Consider the following 374-nt stretch of genomic DNA (forward strand, 5'->3'; position numbering starts at 1 on the left):
GAGATAGAAGGACGAATTTTGAGTGCTACTGTCAGAAGGAATCCAAGTGGAAAATATTTTGTCTCGATTCTTGCTGAAGCAGAAGTACAAGAATTGCCAAAGACCGATTCCGCTGTTGGTATAGATGTTGGTGTGAAAAACTTTGCTATTCTTTCAACAGGTGAGGTATTCGGTAATCCAAAATGGTCTCGGGTATTAGAGAAGAAACTCGCTCATGCCCAGCGTATTCTATCTAGACGTACAAAAGGCGGAGCGAATTGGAATAAACAGCGAATGAAAGTCGCTCGTATTCATGAACGAATCAAAAATGCAAGAACGGATTACTTGCAAAAACTCTCTACAAGGATCATCAAAAACCACGATGTGATTGGGAT

Annotated in this window: 1 protein-coding gene; it reads left to right on the forward strand. The window is 40.6% G+C overall.

The window, feature by feature from the left end; all coding sequences use genetic code 11:
- The coding region (locus FOT98_RS31545) for an RNA-guided endonuclease InsQ/TnpB family protein (RefSeq protein WP_144291279.1) at positions 1-374 on the forward strand (374 nt) is incomplete at both ends.

It is taken from the genome of Bacillus sp. HY001, from assembly GCF_007558965.1.
Taxonomy (GTDB): domain Bacteria; phylum Bacillota; class Bacilli; order Bacillales; family Bacillaceae_G; genus Bacillus_A; species Bacillus_A mobilis.